This is a genomic window from Streptomyces sp. AgN23 (genome assembly GCF_001598115.1).
GTDB classification, from domain to species: Bacteria; Actinomycetota; Actinomycetes; order Streptomycetales; family Streptomycetaceae; genus Streptomyces; species Streptomyces antimycoticus.
Window position 1 is genome coordinate 2420603 of record NZ_CP007153.1, and the last position, 16284, is coordinate 2436886.

Below are 16284 nucleotides of genomic sequence, written 5' to 3' on the forward strand. Positions count from 1 at the left end.
ACCCGCGGAAACGGCCTTCGACCTGCGAAAACACTGGTCGGGACGACAGGATTCGAACCTGCGACCCCTTGCCCCCAGGCGCGGGGCAATTCTCCTCTTATGCTCCACTTTAAGACTCTCTCAGATCTATTGCGCTGTGAAGCTCCGTACGACGCTGTACGCGACAGCCCTCAAGTGGCAACCCCGTACGTCCCCGCAGGCGTGGAGTCACAGGGAATGTGGGACGTGTGTGCGAGGATTCGCGGCGGGTGTTCATTCAGTGACGACCCGAGTGGGCCGGGGAGGGAAGAGTTGTCGTTGCGTGACCTGATCCGTGACGAAATGGCCGCACCCAGGCCTCGTTCGGAGCGGTTGGCGGCGATGCGGTCGGCGCGGCTGTATTTTCGGCGGCCGGATGAGCCGGGCTTCCTGGTCTCGGATACGGAACGCGGGCCGGTGCTACGGGATTTCACCTTCCTGGCCACGCCCGCGCTGTTCGCCGGGCCGTGCAGATGGGCGTCGACGACCATGACGGATGTGGCAGAACTGCTACCCGAGAACGTGCGCGTGTTGGTGGACCCCTGGGCCCACCCAGATACCGGAGCACTTCAGCCCACGTACGGGCAGGGAGGGCACGATGGCGGAGCATGACGGGGGAGCGTCGAGCTCCGGTGGTCCGAAGCCGGGTGATGGCTACAGGATCGAGATCGCGTCGGTGCGTAAGGTGCTGACGCCGCTGGAGGAGTCCGTCGTCGCCGCCCGCAAGATCAAGGGCGACTGGAAGTCGCTGGCCGAGACCATCCAGAACTCGGCCGACTTCGACATCTACGACTCGGCCGAGAAGATGCTCTCGTCCTGGGGTTTTGGCATGGGGCGGGTGGCCGAGCACACGGGCACCGTGGTCGAGACGCTCCGGCAGGTCATCGCCGCCTACATCCTGGCCGATCTGCTGCGCATCAAGGACTTCACCCCGACCGCGGACAACATGGCCAAGCTGCCCTTCGGCGAAGCGGGTCTGAAGGCGTGGCAGGCGGGGTCCCGGCCGAAGTTCGATCCGCCGCCGGAGATCTATCAGGAGCCGTGGCTCGACGACAGCGGGACCGGCGGTACGCAGGACGTGCCCACCAACCCCCGCAAGCGCTACGACGGCGGCTGGGAAGTCGACGGCGGGTCGAAGGAAACCATCGCATGACCCAGCGCGATGCGACAGAAGGTGGCGCGACCGAGCGGATACCGCCGAACGCGAAGCCGTCCGAGGTGATTTACGGCAGCCCGTCGGATATCGAGGACCTGGCTGTCAAACTCCGCGCGTACGCCGGTGCGTTCAAGGACGGGCAGGACAAGCTGGATGTCTTGTCCCTGATGGACTGGACCGGCGCCGGTGCGGAGGGTTTCCAGGACGCGACCCGGAAGCTCCCCAGGGAACTGGAATCCGCTCAGACCTACTTCAAAGCGGCCGCGAACGCCCTGGACGACTACGCCGAAAAGCTGCGCTCGGTCCACAACCGCGTCAAGCCGATCATCGAGGACGCTGACGACGCCCGGGCCGCCTCCAAGCGCTACTGGAACAAGGTCACGGACTACAACGCCGCCGTCGACCGGAAGGACGATCCGCCGCCGGAACGTCCACCGGAGGACGACCCGGGCCTGGCGGCACTGGAAGGCTGCTACGGCCGGCTGGACAAGCTGGAAAGCGAGCTCCAACTCGTCATCGACGCGGCCAAACGCAAACTCGACAAAGCCGCCAAGGAGGCCCCGGACAAACCCCCGGCCCCCAAAGGCTGGGACAAATTCAAACAAACCCTCGGGGACTACGCCGGCGGCACCGCCGACACCCTGGGCAGCTGGTACGACGATTTCGACGACCTCGTCCACGACGGGCCCGATGGACTCGGCCTGCGGCTGGCAAGCACCGCAGACGGCGTCGCCTACGCCGCCCAACATCCCAAGGAGTTCGCCAAGGCAGTCACCAACTGGGACGAATGGCAGCGCAACCCCGCCCGCGCCGCCGGCCAGCTCACCCCCGACCTCCTCCTCGCCCTTGCCACCGGCGGCACCGGCGCCGCACGCCGCGGCACCAACGCGGCCAAAAATGCGGCACAACGCCTACTCAACCGCGAACGTGCACTGCGCCGCGACGGCAGCGCCCGCAAGCACACCGACGACGATCCGAACAAGAGCTGCACCCCCGGCAAGGACAAGTGCACCACCGGTGAGCCGATCGACGTGGCCACCGGCGAGATGGTCATGTCCGACACCGACGTCACCCTGCCCGGCGCCCTGCCGCTGGTCCTGGAACGGCACTACGTCTCCGGGCACCCGTGCGGAGGCTGGTTCGGCCGCACCTGGGCCGGCACACTCGACCAACGCCTGGAGATCGACGACGCAGGCGTCGTCTACATCACGGACGACGGCATGCTCCTGACCTACCCAGTGCCGGAACCGGACGTACCGACTCTGCCAAGCTCTGGGCCTCGCTGGCCACTGTGCTGGGACGGCAAACCCGACGGCACCTTCACCATCACCATCCCCGAACACAACCGCACCCTCCACTTCGCCCCGCTGCCGACAGGCGGCCGAGAGCTCGCTCTGACAGCGATCACCGACCGCACCGGCGAAGGCGACCGCACCGACGTCACCTATGACCCACAGGGCGTGCCGACAGGGATCGTCCACTCCGGTGGCTATCACATCGCGGTCGACACCGATCCGAAGCTGCTGCGGATCACGGCCCTGCGTCTACTGCACGGCGAAGACCATGAGCACAGCACCACCCTGATCTCCTTCGGCTACAACACAGCCGGTGACCTGACGGAGGTCATCAACTCCACTGGTAAGGCGCTGCGGTACCAGTACGACGACGAACACCGCGTCACATCATGGACGGACCGCAACGGCACTGCCTATGCCTATGTCTACGACCACCGAGGCCGTGTGCTGCGCGGTATCGGACCGGACGGCATCCTCTCCGGCCGCCTGCACTACGACGCGCAGGCCCGGACCACGCGCTACACCGACTCGCAGGGCAACACCACCACCTACGTCTGCAACGAGGCCTACAAGGTCATCGCCGAGACCGACCCGCTGGGCAACACCACCCGCACCGAATGGGACGAATCCAACGGCCACCCCATCGCCGTGACGGACCCCCTTGGCCACACCACCCGCTACCGCTACGACGACCAGGACCGGCTGATCGCCGTCGAGCGCCCCGATGGCACCGTCACCGAAGCCGTCTACGGCGACCACCACCTGCCTCTGGAGACCCGGGAGTCGGGTGGAGCAATCTGGCGCTACACCTACAACGACAGGGGCGCACGCACCTCCACCACCGACCCCACTGGCGCCACCACCTACTACGCCCACAATGCCTCCGGCCACCTCACCTCCATCACAGATGCCCTGGGTCACACCACCGAGGTCACCCCGAACGCAGCGGGCCTTCCGGTCGCAGTCACCGATCCCCTCGGCCACACCACTCACGTCCGTCGGGGACCACACGGCCGGATCACCGCCGTCACCGATCCTCTCGGCCACACCACCCGTCATGGCTGGACCATCGAGGGCAAACCTGCCTGGCGCGAAGGCCCGGACGGCTCCCGCGAAGTGTGGCAATGGGACACCGAAGGCAACCTCGCCCGCCACACCGACCAGGCCGGTCACACCACCAGCTACACCCACACCCACTTCGACCTGCCAGCCACCCGCACCGACCCCGACAATGCCACCTACACCTTCACCTACGACACTGAATTGCGCCTCACCGCCGTCACCAACTCCCAAGGCCGACAGTGGCAGTACGAGTACGACGCAGCAGGTCGCCTCGTCGCCGAAACCGACTTCAACGGCGCCCAACGCACCTACGAACGTGACGCGGCAGGCCGCCTGATTGCCCATACAAACCCGCTCGGCGAAACACAGCGCTACACGCTCGACACCGCCGGGCGCATCCTCTCCCAGCTCGACGAGACCACCGGCGAGCAGGCGACCTACAGCTACGACACGAACGGCGCCCTGCTCCACGCGGCCAACACCAATACTGAACTGACCCGTGAATACGACCGGGCAGGCCGCGTCGTCTCCGAGACCATCGACGGTCGGACCACCACCTACACGTACGACGCCCTCGGCCGCCGCACCCAGCGCACAACCCCAACGGGCCTGACCTCAACCTGGACGTACGACGCCAACGGCCGCCCTACCGGTCTGAACAGCAACACCGGCACGTTGGGCTTCACCTATGACGCGGCCGGACGCGAACTGGAACGCCGCCTGGGCAATCACACGAGTCTCACGCAAACCTGGGACCAAGCCAATCGCCTCACCACCCAGAACGTTACGACCCGCCACCAAGCCGAAGCGGACCATATCCTTCAGCACCGCTCCTACACCCACGGCACGGACGGCTACCTCGCCGAAATCCGCGAGCTCACCTCGGGCACCCGCCGCTTCGAGCATGACCCGGTCGGGCGCGTCACCAGAGTCCATGGCCACGGCTGGAGCGAAAGTTACACCTACGACACGGCAGGCAATCTCAGCCACGCCACCGCACCCACCCACAACGCCCCGGGCGACCGCTCCTTCACCGGCACGATCATCCATCGCGCCGGCCGCACCACCTACGAACACGACGCGGCCGGCCGTCTGACGCGCCGAACCCGCAGGCTCCTCAACGGGCAGACCCGAACCTGGACCTACACCTGGGACACCCAGGACCGCCTCGACCTTGCCACAACCCCCGACGGCAAGAGATGGCGCTATCTCTATGACCCGCTCGGTCGCCGCACCACCAAACAACGTCTCCAAGGCGACGGCACGGTCGCCGATCTGATCCACTTCACCTGGGACGGCGCCCGCCTCGCCGAGCAGACCATCTCAGGTGGCACGGCGACAACGTGGGACTACGCCCCGGGCACCCACCGCCCCGTATCCCAATCCACACACCGAACGCTCAACCCCTGTCCCGGGCCCCTCGGCCTCTCCCCCGCCGACACCCCCCAGTCCGCGAACGACGCTCAATTCCACGCGATTGTCACGGATCTGGTCGGCACGCCAACCGAACTCGTCACCCCTGACGGCGCCCTCGCATGGCAAGCCCGCACCACCATCTGGGGCATTCCCCTCACCGCCCCACCAGGCGAGGTGGACTGCCCCCTCCGGTTCCCCGGCCAATACGCCGACCCGGAAACCGGTCTGCATTACAACCTCTTCCGGTACTACGACCCGGAGACGGCCCGCTATCTCACCCCCGACCCGCTTGGCCTCGCACCGGCCGACAATCCCCACACCTACGTTGTCAACCCCCTGACCTGGGCCGACCCACTTGGTCTGGAAGGCTGCGGGCCGGGCATCGACGACGACACATATGATGAGATAGAGGCACAATACGGAGCGCGCGTCGCGGAAGGCGTGGACCACGATTTTCAGCGCATGAACGATGGCTCCGACAACGCAGCAGATCACTCCATATCAGGCATCGGTTCGAACCCGAAGGAGTTGGCTCGATATCTGGCGTCCTTCGAGGGTAAGACCACCCACGTCGACACCAAAACCGGGTCGAGCGTTGCCTATGACAGAGGGCGCGGCGTCCTGATTGTCGAGACAGCGTACCGAATTCACGCATACCACTATTCAGCAGATTCTTTCGACTCGGAGAGATACAGGCCAAAATGAGAGCAAGGATTCGAATCCAGTCATGTGCCCCAGGAAGCGTTTCGTTGAAGCTTACGCCTGCACAGGCAGCCCTGTTTCGAGAGTGTATTGCGCTCACCGTGGAGGCCCATGGCGGAGACACCATGACAGAACTCTGCACGGGCAGCCCGAGGAGGGAGCTGGAAAATATCACGAAAGAGGTAGGGCATGTGCCAGAAAATGCATCTGGCACATGCACTTTCACACTCAGGCAGCTCCACTCGATTTATGCCAGCATTACACATGCGGTCGTCGCACTGCCGTCAGAAGAGGCCTTCCACATTCGAATTGGATTTTACCGCGAAAATGCCATCGCATTGGCGAATTCCATGAAATCGGCTGTTCACGATTGCATGCGCTCAGATCCATAAAGGCACGGCAGCCTGCACTGCTTGGAAACTTATTACCGCTGGCCAGGCGGCGTATTCGTATTCGCCGATCGGTCCTGAGGGTGCCAAAATTCCGATCAGGCTACTGAGCTGGGCGTTTCGTGTGGACGGTGAGGCAGTCGGAGTGGCGTGGTGTGGTATTCGTTGAGCAGTCCGCCAAATACCTGGCGGCGCCTGACTGTGCCAGCAGGTAGGGGGCCCGGAGCAAGGCGCCGGCCTTGCCGTCAACAAGGAGTTCCTCGGACACGCCAACATCAGCGTCCCGGCCAGCCTCTATGCCCACATTCGACTCGAAGATGCGAACGCGCATTTCCCGCGTCAGCCTTTCCCAGCAGGATCGGAAGAAATTCTGAATCCGGATAGCCATCCCCTTCAGTATCCTTCAGGGCCCAGACTTGCAACCAAATAGCGATCATAATCTCATTGCAAGCTCGAGCTTGTTCCAGTGCATCCGAGTCCTCGGCATTGCCCGCTCCAGCTTCTACTACTGGCGCGCGACGGCTGCAGAGCGGGCTGCCCGGCAGGCGGCCGACGCCCGCCTCGCCGCCCGGATACGGGCCGTGCACCGCGAGTCGGACGGCACCTACGGTGTCCCCAGGATCACCACCGAGCTCCGCGAGACTGGCGAGCGGGTCAACCACAAGCGGATTGCGCGCGTGATGCGGAGTCGGGCTGCGGTGTCCGAGGCGGGAACGGTCGTAATAGTGCAGGTCGGAGCGCCTTTCGTCATCCGGCCGCTGTTGGGTTCTGACGCGATTCGCTGTTCGTAGTCCGAGCCGGTTGTGCGGACCACCTCTTTTCACTGCCCGGGTATCAGCTCTGAAGCAGACCGAGGACCGCACCTCTCGCTGGGGTTGCGGACGGCTGGTGGGATGACGTGCCTGGAGCACTTCCATTAGGGAGCACGCGCCCCCTGGACAGGCTCTGGCCTGCAGCAAGAACCACGACACAGGAGGGTGGAATGGAGATCACAGGGTTACCGACGCCCGTGTTCTGCGGGGTGGACTGGGCGGAGGACCATCACGACGTCGCGCTCGTCGACGCCGGCGGGAAGCAGCTCGCCAAGCTGCGGATCAGCGACGATGCCGCTGGCTTCGCCCAGCTCACCGCCTTGCTGGTCGAGCATGGTGACTGTGCGGACGAGCCGGTTCCCGTCGCGATCGAAACCTCTCGCGGGCTTCTCGTCGCCTGTCTCCGGGCCACTGGCAGGCCGGTCTTCGCGATCAACCCGCTGGCGGTCGCACGCTATCGCGACCGTCACTCTGTCGCTCGGAAGAAGTCCGACGCCGTCGATGCCGCGGTACTGGCGAACATTCTGCGAACCGACATGGCTGCTCACCGACCCCTGCCAGCGGACTCCGAGTTCGTACAGGCCATCGCCGTGCTCGCCCGGGCCCAGCAGAACGCCGTCTGGGACCGAGGCCAGGCCCACAACAGGCTCCGCTCGCAGCTGCGGGAGTTCTACCCGGCGATCCTTGAGGCCTTCGCCCAGCACAAGCACGGCTTGTGCTCACGGGAGGCCCGCACCATCCTGGCCGCCGCCCCGACGCCGGCCAAAGCCGCCAGACTGACAGTCCGACGCCTTCAGGCCCTGCTCAAACAGGCCGGCCGGGTCCGCGGCATCCAGGCGGAAGCGGACAGGATCCATGAGGTCTTCCAGCGCGACTACCTTCACCAGCCGCCCCAGGTCGAGGCGGCACTGGGCCGGCAGACAACGGCCCTGCTCAGACAGCTGAACACCGCCTGCCAGAACGCGGACGAGCTGGAAGAGGCGACCGCGCAGACCTTCGAGGAACATCCGGATGCACAGGTCATCCGCAGCTTTTCCGGTCTTGGATCCTTAACCGGCGCCCGCGTCCTGGCCGAGATCGGCGCCGACCGGACTCGTTTCGCGTACGCCGGCGCGCTGAAGGCCTACGCCGGAAGCGCCCCGGTCACCCAGGCCAGCGGCAAAAGCTGCGTCGTCATGAGCCGCAAGATCAAGAACCAACGGCTCGCAGCTGTCGGTTACGTGTGGGCATTCGTCTCCCTCACCAAGTCACCGGGCGCCAGGACCCACTACGACCGCCGCAGAGAAGTCGGCGACCGCCACGTTGCAGCACAACGCAATCTATTCAACCGGTTCATGGGCATGCTCTTCGACTGCCTCCAACACGGCCAGCTCTACGACGAGACGAAAGCCTTACCAATCCAGCCGCTGGAAGATCTGCTGGAAGATCCGTCCAGCATCGCCGCTTGACGCTTATCCGCGTGGAATGTCTTGTCTCCGGCAACCGCGTCCGGCCGGGTACGGGGGCGGCCGACGGGGCCGCGGACTCGCAACTTCTTGAGCACCGGCATGAACTGCGGACTGTGCGCTTGCCGGAAATGTCATCCACCCTGGTGAGGCCCGCTTCTTCAGGTTACCGAGAGCTTGGCCGCGGTAGCTCGAGTCGGCGCTCTCGCGCAGTCGGTGGTCCGCGCGCCATGACCGTGCTGCTGCGACTGGCTTACCTGAGTGTGACGAACGCGCTCGCGATGCTTCGCCTGCTGCCGATGACCGACCGGGACAAGGACGCGGAGATCCTCGCCCTGCACCACCAGATAACCGTACTGGAACGCCAACTCAGCAAGGAAAAGCTCCGGTTCACGCCCAGCCGATCGGGCGTACCTAGCGGCGCTGCTGCACCGGCTGCCGATGCACGTCCTGCGACAGTTACGGCTGCTCGTACGCCCCGACACGATGCTGCGTTGGCACCGCACCCTCGTCAAACGCCCCCATGCCGCCTCCTGCCGGCCCAAACGCCCGGGAAGACCACGCACCGTGCGCTCCATCCGCGCATCCTGGTGCTGCGCCTGGCGAAGGAGAACCCGAGTTGGGGGTACCGACGCCTGCACGGCGAGCTACTCGTGCTGGGGGTGAAGGTGGGCGCGTCCACCGTCTGGGAAATCCTGAAGGAGGCAGGCATCGACCCGGCGCCCGAGCGGAACTCCAGTACCTGGGCCGCCTTCCTTCGCAGCCAGGCTGATGCCCTGCTGGCGTGCGACTTCATGGAAACAGTCACCCTGTCGGGGGCACGGATGTACGTGCTCGCGGTGATCGAACACGGCAGTCGCCGGATCCGCGTCCTGGGCGCCACCGCACATCCGAGCGCATCCTGGGTAGCGCAAGCGGCGAAGAACCTCGTCATGGACCTCGAAGACCTCGGCTGCCGGGCACGGTTCATGATCCGGGACAGGGACGGGAAGTTCCCCGACCTATTCGATACCGTCCTCAAGGACGCAGGGATCGAAGTCGTCCTCAGCGGCATCCAGACGCCCAGAATGAACTCGATCACGGAAAGGTGGATACAGACCTGCCGCACCGAACTCCTGGACCGGACGTTGATCTTCAACCAGCGACATCTCCTCCACGCCCTGCGCGAGTTCGAGTCCTTGTACAACGGACACCGACCACACCCGGGCATCGCGAACGCCAGACCGCTGCACCCCTTGCCCCGCCGATCGACGACCCGGACACGTTGGCCCGCCTCGGCATACGCCGGCACGATCGCCTCGGCGGCATCCTCCACGAATATCAACATGCGGCGTGAGCTGCACGGATGACATTTCCGGCAAGGGCACTGCTCCGCCTATGAACCTCGTCCGCAAACGGGTAGTAAGCGGCTGCCTGCCCGGGTGTTACGCGAGTCTGGCAGTCGGCTCACCGGGCGTGGGCCAGCAGACGTCGCAGGACGGCGTCGGCCACCCGCCCCGCCGTTTCCATGGGGCCACCGTCGATTTCCCTCAGTCCCGTCGGACTGGTGATGTTCACTTCGATGAGCCGGTCCCCGATGAGGTCGATTCCAGCGAAGCCGATACCGCGCCCGATCAGCTCGGGGCGGAGCGTCGCGCAGATCGCGCGGTCGGTCTTCGAGAGGGGTACCGGGGCTGCTGAGGCCCCGACGGCCATGTTGCAGCGGAAGTCGGGCGCCTTGGCTGTTCGGCGGAGCGCGGCGACCGGTTCACCGTCGACGACAAGGACTCTTCGGTCACTGTGGGTGCCGTCGTCGACGAAACGCTGCAGCACCACTTGTCGCCGTCCCCGCGCGGTGCCGACCTCGATCAGGCCGGCGAGGTTCGGGTGTCCGTGTTCCAGCAGTAGTACGCCACGTCCGCCCATGGCATCGGTGGGCTTGAGGACCGCGCGCCCCCATCGCGCCACCGCGTCGGCCAGCTCCGCCGCGGAGGCGCTCACCACGGTCTCGGGGATGAGGTCGGGAAAGTGCAGCGCGAAGAGCTTCTCGTTCGTGTTCCGCAGTGCGTCGGGACTGTTGCACACGGGGGTGCCACGGCGTTGCGCGAAGTCGAGGAGGTAGGTGGCCCGCAGGTAGTCGTCGTTCACCGGGGGATCGGTGCGTACGAGCACGAGGCCGACGTCGTCCAGGTCCAGGACCTCGGCCCGGCCGCGGCCCAGGGAGCCGGAACGGAGGTCGGCCGCGTGGGCGCGGGCGAGTACGTGGCCGTCGCGTAGGGACAGTTCGCGCATTTCGGCTATGAGTGCCTGATGGCCGCGCGCGGTGGCTGCTCTCATCAGCGCGATGGAGGAGTCGTGAGCGGGGTCGAGCCGGTCCGGCGGGCTGACGAGGAACAGCAGTCTCATGCGGCGGGCCCGGTGTCCGTCAGCCGCTGCGGGTTGTGCACCAGGATCCTCTGGCGCAGCGCGACGTCGTCCACCCAGTCGCAGAAGATGTCGGCGAGGTCGGCGACGTCGGGGGCGGATTCTCCCATCCGGACGAAGGGCCAGTCCGAGCCCCACAGCAGCCGGGTCGGCGCGGCCTCGACGAGAGCGTCGTGGAACGGGCGGGCATCCGCGTAGCCGCGCGCGGGGTCTCCCACGCGGCACAGGGTCAGCTTCACCCAGCCAGCGCCGCCCCGCACTCGGTCGAGCAGGGCGCGGAAGGCTGCCGAGTGGGGGCCGGCGGCCACGTCGGGCTGGGCCATATGGTCCAGGACGATCGGTACACCGGTGTCGGCGAACTCGTCCACCAGCCGGACGCAGTCGTCCAGCCCCGCCCAGATCTGCGCGTGGATACCCAGCTCGCGCATGGCCGGTGCCAGGGCGCGGAAGGCCTCGGTTCCGATGGCGCCGGGGAAACGCGCGCCGGTGGAGGGGGCGATCCGGTCGTTGAACCGCAGGGCCCGGACACCGGCGGCGTGCAGGCGGGCCAGCTCATCGGCGGGGCAGTCGGCGGTGGCCGTGGCCACGCCCACGGCCCGGCCGTGCGACTGTGCCAGGGCGTGTTCCAGCGCGCTGGTGTCGTTTCCGTAGGGTGCCGGCTGAACGAGCATGCCGCGTGTGGTGCCCGTGCGGTCGAGCATGTCGAGGTACGTCGCGGGAGGCGCGTCCGGAATGGGATAGGTGGACGGCCCGGGCGGGAACCGGTCGAAGGGGCCGAAGACATGGGAGTGGCAGTCCCAGGCGCCTGCCGGGAAGTCGCGGGCGGCACGCCTGGGCAGGCGCGCCGGGACGGCGTTTGCGGTGGTGGACATGGTTCAGCCCGCCGTCGGTGTCATCGTGGCAGGCGCGCCGAGAACGGCTTCGGGCAGTTCCACGAGCCGGCGCACCGGCCCGCCGGAGGACGCCAGCGGGCGCTCGCCGCCGGGTGCCGGGATCCGGTGGACGTTCAAGGTCATGGCGACGAGCGTGTAGTAGCCGACGACAGAGGAGAGTTCGACGGCGCCCACCTCCCCCCAGCGCCGCCAGACCCGCTGGTACACCTCTTCGTCGACATCCCCGGTCTGCTGGAGCCGGCGGGCGAACTCATGGACGTCGTAGGCGTCCTGGTCGTGGAAGACCGGGGGCTCGCCGGTGCGCAGGGCGTCGACGATCTCGGGTTCCAGACCCGCGCGCAGCGCGGCGTCCGCGTGGATCGACCATTCGAGCTGGGCGGTCCAGTGCCGGGCCACGACCAGGATGGCCAGTTCGTTGAGGCGGTCGGGCAGGCTGGTGCCGTAGCGCAGTATCTCGCCGAAGCGCTGCCAGCGGTCGGCGAGTTCGGGCCGGTGCAACGCCGCTCGCAGCGGTCCGACCAGCCGGGCACGAGGGCCGTTCACGATGTCGCGGTAGACCCTCTCCTGCTCCGGAGTCATCGTGTCGGGGTCGAACAGGGGGATGCGGGGCACGAAGGGCTCTCCTGCTTCTCGATGGTTCACAGAGGTGGGGGGTCGGTTCGTCAGGTGCGGTTGCGAGCTGTCAGACCGTCGGTGACCTCTGCGCTGTGCTGTCCCAGCAGCGGCGGGGCCATGACGAAGTCGAGTGCGGCGTTGCGGAAGCGCAGAGGGCTGACCACCTGGGGAACGGAACCCAGGGTCGGGTGCGGCAGTTTTCGGACCATGCCGCGATGGCGCACCTGCTCGTCGGCGAAGGCCATCGGCACGGTGTTGATGGGACCGCACGGCACCGAACGGCTGCCGAGTTCGTGCAGCCAGTGCTCCAGATCGCCGCCGGCCAGCGTCTCCCGGATGAGGGCGGTGAGCGCTTCGACGTTGCGCACGCGGGCCTTGTTGGTGGCGTAGTCGGGGTCGGTAGCGAGTTCGGGCTTGCCGAGTGCCTCGCAGAACTGGACGAACTGGCCGTCATTGCCGACCGCGACGACGAGGTGGCCGTCCCGGCAGGGGTACACGTCCTGGGGCTGGATGTTCGGGTGGCGGTTGCCGCGGCGGACCGGCACGTCCCCGGAGATCAGGTGGTTCATCGCCTGGTTGGCGAGGATGCCGACCTGGACATCGAGCATGGCGAGGTCGATGTGGTCACCCTCCCCGGTGCGGTCCCGGTGGGCGAGGGCCGCCAGGACCCCGGTGGCCGCGTACATGCCGGTGAAGAGGTCCACCACCGGGATGCCGACCTTCTGCGGGCCTCCTCCGGGGCGGTCGTCGGGTTCGCCGGTGACGCTCATCAGCCCGCCCATGGCCTGGATCATGAAGTCGTAGGCGGCCTGGTCGCGGCGCGGGCCGGTCTGGCCGAAGCCGGTGATCGAGCAGTAGATGAGGTCGGGCTTGACGGCCCGCAGGTCCTCGTAGCCCAGTCCGTACCGGTCGAGCGTGCCGGCTTTGAAGTTCTCCAGCACGATGTCGCTGGTGGCGGCGAGCCTGCGGACGAGTTCCTGTCCCTCGTCGGTGGCGAGGTCCGCGGTGACCGAGCGCTTGCCTCGGTTGACGGAGAGGAAGTAGCCGGATTCCGTGTCGAGGAACGGCGGTCCCCAGGAGCGGGTGTCGTCGCCGGTGCCGGGCCGTTCGACCTTGATGACGTCGGCGCCGAGGTCGGCGAGCACCTGTCCGGCCCATGGCCCTGCCATGATGCGGCTCAGGTCGAGGACGCGCACGTGCGTCAGCGGGCCCGTCATGACGCGCTCCCGTCGGCGAGAGTGGCGGAGTCGTCGAGGATCCGCGTAGCGCGCATCGACGGGCGGTCGGACACCTCGGCGTGCCATGCGGCGAGGTTCGGCCGCCCAGCGCGCCAGTCCAGGACACCCCAGCGGAAGTCCAGGTGCGCCAGGGCGATCGCGATCGAGACCCGGCCGATGTCGAAGCGCTCGCCGAGTTCGTCGGCGCGGGACTCCAGGTGGTCGAGCGTCGTGGTGACCTTCAGGCCGAAGGCGTCGAGGTAGGGGTCGGCGGCGTCGTGGGCGATGCCGCGGTCGCGATGCCAGTTGCGCCACACGAGGAGCAGGTCGAGCAGGCCGTCGCCGAGGGCCTGGAGCGAGGTCGCCTCGAAGTAGCCCGCGTCGTCGTTCGGGTACAGCGCCGTGTCATTCGCCCTTCGGGCGAAGAACTCGCAGATCACCCGCGAATCCAGCAGGACCCGCCCGTCGTCGAGCAGCAGTGTGGGGATCTTGTTGAGCGGATTGGCCTCCAGCACCTGGGGATTGGGCTCGGCCATCTGCACCGGAGTGCGCACGGTGTCGACGTCGCCCGCTTGGTCCGTCTCGTGCAGTACGACCATGACCTTGCGGACGAACGGTGACTTCGGGGACCAGAACAGTCGCACCAACACTCCTAAGTCATTGATACAGCTTTATAGCTTTTTACGGTAAAGGTTGTCCCCGCCGGCGGCAAGTCGCCCCGGCGTCAGGAGTGGACGGAGATGTCCAGTCGGACCACGTCACCTCGGTACATGCCGTCCCCGACGAAGACCACGACCCCCTCCGCGTCGACCGCCGTGCGCTGGAGCCGCGCGATCGGCGAGTTCAGCGGGACATCGAGGTCGCTGCTGAGTTCGACGTCGGCCATCACGATCGTGAGGGTCTGATGCACTGTGGCCAGGTGCAGGCCCGGCATCTCCTTGAGCATCCGCAGCGTCGTGTTCTCGGCGAGCTGTTCGTCCGTGATCCGCGCGGCCCACCGCTCCGCGATGTAGGCGTCGCCCAGGTAGTAGGGACGCCCGTCGCGGGAGTGGCGCCGCCGCCAGTGCCGGTACGACGGCGCCGGCGTACCGTCGGCGTGCTCGACATACGGCGGCTGGGCAGCGACGTCACTCGACAGCAGTTCGACCTCGATACCGGGAGGGGAGAGCAACAGGCCGTTCCAGTCGGTGGGGACCTCGCACCACAGATCCTGCTGCGGCCGCCGCCTGACGAACGTTCCCTTGGCCCGGTACCGCTCGATCAGCCCGGCCTCTTCGAGCAGTCCGAGCGCCTGCCGGACCGTGGCGGGCGCGACACTCCACTCCTCCGCCAACTCCACAACGGTGGGAATGCGCTCCCCCACGACCCAGTGACCCGACTCGATACGCCGCCGGAAGATCGTGGCCAACTGACTGTATCGGGCGACGCCGGCGCTGTTGCCGTGAGGGGTGATAGCCATATCGGCCATTGTTGCAAACCGGTCGTACGGCGGGGACACGTGCGGGTCAGGCCCTGGCCCCGGTGCGCTCCGGACGGATGAGGAGGAACATCAGCAACGTACCGACTCCCAGAACCACCCCGTAGAGCAGCTGGTTGTACGCCTGGGTGCCGGTCGCGCTGCTCAGCCATCCGGTGACGGCGGGCGTGATCAGGTTGCCGATGCCCGCGAAGGCGGTGATGGTGGCGATACCACCCGCGGCCGCGGTACCCGTGAGCAGCGCGGCCGGCATGCTCCAGAAGGGTCCCATCGCTCCCATCGTTCCCACGGCGATCAGCGTGAGGACCACGAGCGCGAGCCCGGTCTGCCGCGCTACCAGCGGCAGCAGAAGCCAGCCGACGGTTCCCACCAGGGCGAGGAGTCCGGCGTGCACGCGGCGCTCCTGGGTCCGGTCCGAATGGCGGGCGTTGAGGTACTGGACGACGACCGCCGCGGCGAACGGCACCGCGCTCAGCAGCCCGATCTGCACCACGCTGAGCGAGCCGGCGTCCTTCAGGATCGTGGGAAGCCACAGGAACAGGCCACTCGTACTGGTCATGATGCCGAAACCGAGCGCGGCCAGACCCCAGAACCGCCCATTGCGCAGGGCGGCGCCGTAGGAGTCCGGGACCTTGTCCCCGGTGGGCCGGTCGCGCTCGACCTCGCCGGCCACGAGGCGGCGTTCGTCCGCGCTGAGCCAGCGCGCCGACTCAGGGCCGTCACTGAGCACGAAGTACACCACGACGCCGAGCAGACAGGCAGGCAACCCCTCCACCACGAAGACCCACTGCCAGCCGTCCATGCCCCCGAAGCCGTCCATGGCGTCCATGATCCCGCCGGATATGGGGCCGCCGACGATACCCGAGATCGCCATCGCGGACAGGAACGTCGCGTTGGTGCTCGCCCGCCGCTTCGAGGGGATCCAGTACGACAGGTAGAGCAGGACCCCGGGGAAGAAGCCCGCTTCGAAGACGCCGAGGAGGAACCGCACCGCGTAGAAGTGGCCCGGGGACGCCATGAAGGCGGTGACCGCGGACACAAGGCCCCACGGCACCATGATCCGCAGGAACGTCTTGCGGGCCCCGATCTTGTGCAGCATCAGATTGCTCGGCACCTCGAACAGCACGTATCCCAGGTAGAACAGGGACGCTCCGAGACCGAACACCGCGTCGGAGAATCCGAGGTCCGCGGAGAACTCGAGCTTCGCGAACCCGATATTGGAACGGTCGATGAACGCGACCACGTAGCACACCACGAGCAGCGGCAGGATGCGCCACTTGATTTTCCGGTAGACCGCGTCGGACTGCGGGCGCCCAGTGCTCTCCGGCCGGGTATCCGGCGTGGCTTCCGTCGCCATCGGCTGGCTCCTCATCGTTGAGAGTTC

11 protein-coding genes and 3 pseudogenes are annotated in these 16284 nt (G+C 66.9%); 6 read left to right on the forward strand and 8 right to left on the reverse strand.

What is annotated here, in order from left to right; translation table 11 throughout:
- Positions 1-291 precede the first annotated feature (291 nt).
- The 5 genes and pseudogenes from AS97_RS10505 to AS97_RS10525 all read left to right on the forward strand — a co-directional run bounded on the left by AS97_RS10505 (position 292) and on the right by AS97_RS10525 (position 8298).
- Positions 292-630 carry an SseB family protein gene (locus tag AS97_RS10505; protein WP_210564769.1) on the forward strand — a complete coding sequence of 113 codons (339 nt, stop codon included), beginning with the start codon at positions 292-294 and terminating at the stop codon, positions 628-630.
- Positions 617-1171, forward strand: a complete 555-nt coding sequence (locus AS97_RS10510) for a hypothetical protein (RefSeq protein WP_210564770.1) — start codon at positions 617-619, stop codon at positions 1169-1171. Before AS97_RS10505 ends, AS97_RS10510 begins: the two co-directional genes overlap by 14 nt.
- Positions 1168-5652: a DUF6531 domain-containing protein gene (locus AS97_RS10515; RefSeq protein WP_210564771.1), complete on the forward strand. Its 4485-nt coding sequence runs from the start codon at positions 1168-1170 to the stop codon at positions 5650-5652. The genes AS97_RS10510 and AS97_RS10515 overlap by 4 nt, the downstream gene beginning before the upstream one ends.
- An 862-nt stretch (positions 5653-6514) precedes the next feature.
- Positions 6515-6724: pseudogene (locus tag AS97_RS47185) on the forward strand (IS3 family transposase); the annotation flags it as partial.
- Between the two features lie 296 nt (positions 6725-7020).
- Positions 7021-8298, forward strand: coding sequence for an IS110 family transposase (locus AS97_RS10525; RefSeq protein WP_210564773.1), 1278 nt, complete (start codon positions 7021-7023; stop codon positions 8296-8298).
- 14 nt (positions 8299-8312) lie between these two features.
- Here AS97_RS10525 and AS97_RS47190 read toward each other — a convergent pair.
- A pseudogene (locus AS97_RS47190) lies at positions 8313-8411 on the reverse strand (IS5/IS1182 family transposase); the annotation flags it as partial.
- Between the two features lie 120 nt (positions 8412-8531).
- Here AS97_RS47190 and AS97_RS10530 point away from each other — a divergent pair.
- Positions 8532-9631, forward strand: a pseudogene (locus tag AS97_RS10530) (integrase core domain-containing protein).
- Between the two features lie 110 nt (positions 9632-9741).
- Here AS97_RS10530 and gshB read toward each other — a convergent pair.
- The 7 genes from gshB to AS97_RS10565 all read right to left on the reverse strand — a co-directional run bounded on the left by gshB (position 9742) and on the right by AS97_RS10565 (position 16257).
- Positions 9742-10680: a glutathione synthase gene (gene gshB, locus AS97_RS10535; protein ID WP_020867628.1), complete on the reverse strand. Its 939-nt coding sequence runs from the start codon at positions 10678-10680 to the stop codon at positions 9742-9744.
- Positions 10677-11570 carry an amidohydrolase family protein gene (locus tag AS97_RS10540; protein ID WP_210564774.1) on the reverse strand — a complete coding sequence of 298 codons (894 nt, stop codon included), beginning with the start codon at positions 11568-11570 and terminating at the stop codon, positions 10677-10679. Before AS97_RS10540 ends, gshB begins: the two co-directional genes overlap by 4 nt.
- Before the next feature lie 3 nt (positions 11571-11573).
- A complete protein-coding gene (locus AS97_RS10545) occupies positions 11574-12203 on the reverse strand; it encodes a carboxymuconolactone decarboxylase family protein (protein WP_086706573.1) in 630 nt (209 codons plus the stop codon).
- Positions 12204-12253: 50 nt separating this feature from the next.
- Positions 12254-13423 carry a CaiB/BaiF CoA-transferase family protein gene (locus AS97_RS10550; RefSeq protein WP_086706574.1) on the reverse strand — a complete coding sequence of 390 codons (1170 nt, stop codon included), beginning with the start codon at positions 13421-13423 and terminating at the stop codon, positions 12254-12256.
- Positions 13420-14067, reverse strand: coding sequence for a glutathione S-transferase family protein (locus AS97_RS10555; RefSeq protein WP_210564775.1), 648 nt, complete (start codon positions 14065-14067; stop codon positions 13420-13422). Before AS97_RS10555 ends, AS97_RS10550 begins: the two co-directional genes overlap by 4 nt.
- Before the next feature lie 80 nt (positions 14068-14147).
- On the reverse strand, positions 14148-14882 hold the full coding sequence (locus AS97_RS10560; RefSeq protein ID WP_201724420.1) for a GntR family transcriptional regulator: 735 nt from the start codon (positions 14880-14882) through the stop codon (positions 14148-14150).
- 46 nt (positions 14883-14928) lie between these two features.
- Positions 14929-16257, reverse strand: coding sequence for an MFS transporter (locus tag AS97_RS10565; protein ID WP_210564776.1), 1329 nt, complete (start codon positions 16255-16257; stop codon positions 14929-14931).
- Between the last annotated feature and the right edge of the window lie 27 nt (positions 16258-16284).

Coding starts and splice junctions, on each gene's coding strand:
- AS97_RS10510 (WP_210564770.1), top strand. CDS start 617: ATGGCGGAGCATGACGGGGGAGCGTCGAGCTCCGGTGGTCCGAAGCCG.
- AS97_RS10540 (WP_210564774.1), bottom strand. CDS start 11,570: ATGTCCACCACCGCAAACGCCGTCCCGGCGCGCCTGCCCAGGCGTGCC.
- AS97_RS10525 (WP_210564773.1), top strand. CDS start 7,021: ATGGAGATCACAGGGTTACCGACGCCCGTGTTCTGCGGGGTGGACTGG.
- AS97_RS10515 (WP_210564771.1), top strand. CDS start 1,168: ATGACCCAGCGCGATGCGACAGAAGGTGGCGCGACCGAGCGGATACCG.
- AS97_RS10550 (WP_086706574.1), bottom strand. CDS start 13,423: ATGACGGGCCCGCTGACGCACGTGCGCGTCCTCGACCTGAGCCGCATC.
- gshB (WP_020867628.1), bottom strand. CDS start 10,680: ATGAGACTGCTGTTCCTCGTCAGCCCGCCGGACCGGCTCGACCCCGCT.
- AS97_RS10560 (WP_201724420.1), bottom strand. CDS start 14,882: ATGGCTATCACCCCTCACGGCAACAGCGCCGGCGTCGCCCGATACAGT.
- AS97_RS10565 (WP_210564776.1), bottom strand. CDS start 16,257: ATGGCGACGGAAGCCACGCCGGATACCCGGCCGGAGAGCACTGGGCGC.